Raw genomic sequence first — 3683 nt, 5'->3', positions numbered from 1 at the left:
CGCGACGGCAAGGATGATCATCAGTGTGCGGCCGATCTCGTCCTGCACCGAGCTGTAGGACTGCCGCACAGTGATGCGTTCGCCGTGCGCACCGGTCTGCGTGGCCTGGATGACGCCGCCCGCGGGCCGGTCGCCCAGCGTGATGGCCTGCTTCCCGGGCACCTCGATGCGCACGTAGCGGTTCCTGGGGGCGGCGTTGCTCATCGTCGCCCGCGACACGGCCTCGCCGGCCACGATGCGGCTCTCCACCACGGAGACGAGCTGCACGGCCTCCGACTTCACGCTGTCCTTGGCGCTGTTCTCGATGGAGCGGGACTCGACCAGGATCAGCGAGATGCCGAAGACGGCCACGACGACGAGCACGACGGCGAGCGTCGACTGGATCAACCGGCGGCGCACGTACAGCCCTCCTGGCGGGAGCCGGCCGTGAACCGGCGGCCCCCGGACGGTGCGGCGGACGTGGGCGCCGGCACTCTCAGCTCTTCTCGAAACGGAACCCGACACCTCGCACGGTGGCGATGTAGCGCGGGTTGGCGGCGTCGTCGCCGAGCTTCTTGCGGAGCCAGGAGATGTGCATGTCCAGCGTCTTCGTCGAGGACCACCAAGTGGTGTCCCAGACCTCGCGCATGAGCTGGTCACGCGTGACGACCCGGCCGGCGTCGCGCACGAGCACCCGCAGCAGGTCGAACTCCTTTGCCGTCAGCTGGAGTTCCTCCTCGCCCATCCACACGCGGTGCGACTCGACGTCGATCCGCACCCCGTGCGTGGCGGGTGGCACCGTGGGCTCGGCGGCGGCACCGCGCCGCAGCAGCGCCCGTACCCGTGCGAGCAGTTCGGCCAGCCGGAAGGGCTTGGTGACGTAGTCGTCTGCGCCCGCGTCCAGGCCGACGACGGTGTCCACCTCGTCGGCGCGTGCGGTGAGGACGAGCACCGGAAAGGTGTGCCCCTCGTTGCGCAGCCGGCGGCAGACCTCCAGCCCGTCCATGCCGGGGAGACCGAGGTCCAGCACCACCAGGTCGATGCCCTCACGCAGCCCTGCGTCGAGTGCTGTGGGACCGTCCTTGCGCACCTCGACCTCGTATCCCTCGCGGCGCAGCGCACGGGCCAGCGGCTCCGAGATCGCAGTGTCGTCCTCGGCGAGCAGTACACGGGTCATGGCCCGATGGTAGTCCTCGTAGCCGAGCGTAAGGCCGGTCCCCGCCAACCAGTGCGGATCATCGGAGATGCACAGTCGTTACCTTCGAATTGGCTGGAATGGTACGCCTGTCACCTGTGATCTGTGTCGCAACGCCTTCCATTCGGGGGGCCTGCGTGACGTATGGTGAGCTCGCTTCCGAGTGCGTGTGCGGTGCACATATCCGTGTCGCCGGCCCGTTCCGGGTCTCCGTACGCGGGTGCCCACGGGCGTTCTTGCCGCCTGATTCGCGCAGCGGAGGCAGCCCGAGATCGGTCAACGACCCGTCGGCTGGGCCCTGTACGTGATCTACGCGCGTTGCGCGGGGTGCGCTCGGCTGTCGGGACCATCCCCTACAGAGGAATCCCCCCACATGGCTTCCACCCTCTCCAAGGACCAACCCCACGGCCCGCCCACAGCTGAGGGCAGGACCTTCTTCGGCCACCCCCGCGGCCTCGCCACGCTCTTCATGACAGAGATGTGGGAGCGCTTCAGCTTCTACGGGATGCGCGCCCTGCTCGTCCTCTACCTGACGGCCGCGGCCGTCGACGGCGGCATGGGCATGGCCACGGCCACCGCCGTGGCCCTCTACTCCGTCTACAACGCCACCGTCTACCTGATGTCGATGCCGGGCGGCTGGCTCGGAGACCGCGTCTGGGGCCCCCGCCGGACGGTCGCCATCTCGTCGTTCGTCATCATGATCGGCCACGCGCTGCTGGCCACCTCGGTCGACGCCCTCTTCTTCGTGGGCCTGGTCTTCATCGGCGTGGGCTCCGGCCTGCTGAAGGCCAACATCTCCACGATGGTCGGCCACCTGTACCAGGGCCCCGACGACCCGCGCAGGGACGGCGGCTTCACCGTCTTCTACATGGGCATCAACATCGGTGCCTTCGGTGCGCCGCTGCTGATCGGCTGGGCCGGCCAGAAGGTCAGCTGGCACCTCGGCTTCGGCCTGGCCGCTGTGGGCATGGCGCTGGGTCTGGTCCAGTTCCTCGTCGGCACCCGCCACCTGGCACCGGAGTCCAGCACCGTTCCCAACCCGCTCAGCGCCCAGGAGCGCAACAAGGCGATACGCAACACCCTGCTCGGCGCCGCCGTGCTGGGCCTGTTCTACGCCGCCGTCGTGCTCGCGAACGCCTTCACCATCGACTGGGTCCTGTGGCCGCTGAGCATCGCCGGGCTCGTCCTGCCGACGTACTACTTCGCCAGGATGCGGCGCGACACGGACGTCACGCCCGACGAGAAGCAGAAGCTGACCGCCTACATCTGGTTCTTCGTCGCCGCCGCGATCTTCTGGATGATCTTCGACCAGTCCGGCTCGACGCTGACCCTCTTCGCCGAGAAGAGCACCTCCACCGACCTGCTGGGGATCACCTTCCCGACGAGCTGGTTCCAGTCGGTCAACCCCCTGTGGGTGATGATGCTCGCCCCGGTGCTGGCGGCGATCTGGGTCAAGCTCGGCAGTCGCAATCCGGCCACCACGACGAAGTTCTCCTTCGGCCTCATCGGCGTCGGGGTCTCCTTCGGAGTGATGATGCTGGCGATGGCGGCAGCCACCGGAGACGCCAAGGTCAGCCCGCTGTGGCTGATCGTGGTCTACCTCTTCCAGACCGTCGCGGAGCTGTGCCTGTCCCCGGTCGGGCTGTCGGTGACGACGAAGCTGGCGCCGGCCAAGTACGCGAGCCAGCTCATGGGCGTGTGGTTCCTCGCCGTCACCGCCGGCGACTGCGTCTTCGCGATCGTCCAGCTCGCCATCGGCGACGCGGCCAGCGGCAAGACCGGTTTCGCCGTGCAGGGAATCATCGCGGTGGTGGCGGGTGTGGTCTTCCTGGCCGCCCGCAACAAGATCAGGCCGATGCTGGGATCGGTGAAGTAGCGCCCCCCGGCACGCAGTTGCCCGCACGCGGCCCCCGGCTCCAGAACGGAGCCGGGGGCCGCGCCGCGTGAGGGGTCACCGTCGTTCACTGAGAGTGTTGTTGCGCCCTGAGCTCTTCACCCTGAGTCTGAGGGAGTGCGCCGCCTTCCCCTCACCACTCTCACCTGCCTGATGCTCCTGCTCTGCACGTCACTGGTGGCGGGCGGCGGCTCGGACCGCGATCCGGAGGCGAAGCGCACGTACTCCTACGGCAGCGGGCCGCGTCAGCAGCTGGTCGCTTTCCGTGACCGGACCCGTCCGCTGGAAGGCGGTGTGCGGCGTCCCGCTGTGGTGGTCCTGCACGGCGGTTTCTGGTTCCAGGACCGGTCGTCCGGGTGGGACGCCTGGGCCCAGCGGATCGCCGATTCCGGAGCCACGGTCTTCGACGTCGACTACCGGCGCAACGTCGACGCCTCCTGGCCCGCCCAGCGTTCGGACGTCCTGCGCGCGCTGCACTGGATACGGCACCGCTCCGGGGCGTTCGGCGTCGACCCGCAGCGGATCGTCCTGCTGGGCTCCTCGGCCGGCGGGCAGCTCGCGACCAGCGTGGGTACGTACGGGGCGGGGCGGCAGCACGTCGCCGGGGTCATAGGG

At 69.0% G+C, this 3683-nt stretch carries 3 protein-coding genes and 1 pseudogene; 2 read left to right on the top strand and 2 right to left on the bottom strand.

Going from position 1 to position 3683, the window contains the following annotated elements:
• Positions 1-399: pseudogene (locus H5J26_RS29370) on the bottom strand (two-component sensor histidine kinase); the annotation flags it as partial.
• Positions 400-475: 76 nt separating this feature from the next.
• Positions 476-1156: a response regulator transcription factor gene (locus tag H5J26_RS29365; RefSeq protein WP_181769000.1), complete on the bottom strand. Its 681-nt coding sequence runs from the start codon at positions 1154-1156 to the stop codon at positions 476-478.
• 391 nt (positions 1157-1547) lie between these two features.
• Here H5J26_RS29365 and H5J26_RS29360 point away from each other — a divergent pair, with 391 nt between their 5' ends.
• Positions 1548-3050 (top strand): peptide MFS transporter, encoded by a 1503-nt coding sequence (locus H5J26_RS29360; protein WP_181768999.1) that lies wholly within the window; start codon positions 1548-1550, stop codon positions 3048-3050.
• A 135-nt stretch (positions 3051-3185) separates the two neighbouring features.
• Positions 3186-3683: alpha/beta hydrolase (locus tag H5J26_RS29355; RefSeq protein ID WP_181768998.1), on the top strand; the 498-nt coding region annotated here is incomplete at its 3' end.

Source organism: Streptomyces albidus (ex Kaewkla and Franco 2022) (assembly GCF_013870515.1).
Lineage (GTDB): Bacteria > Actinomycetota > Actinomycetes > Streptomycetales > Streptomycetaceae > Streptomyces > Streptomyces albidus.
Note: the sequence above shows the minus strand (reverse complement) of the source record. Positions and strands in the feature narration are given on the sequence as shown.

Coding starts and splice junctions, on each gene's coding strand:
- H5J26_RS29365 (WP_181769000.1), bottom strand. CDS start 1,156: ATGACCCGTGTACTGCTCGCCGAGGACGACACTGCGATCTCGGAGCCG.
- H5J26_RS29360 (WP_181768999.1), top strand. CDS start 1,548: ATGGCTTCCACCCTCTCCAAGGACCAACCCCACGGCCCGCCCACAGCT.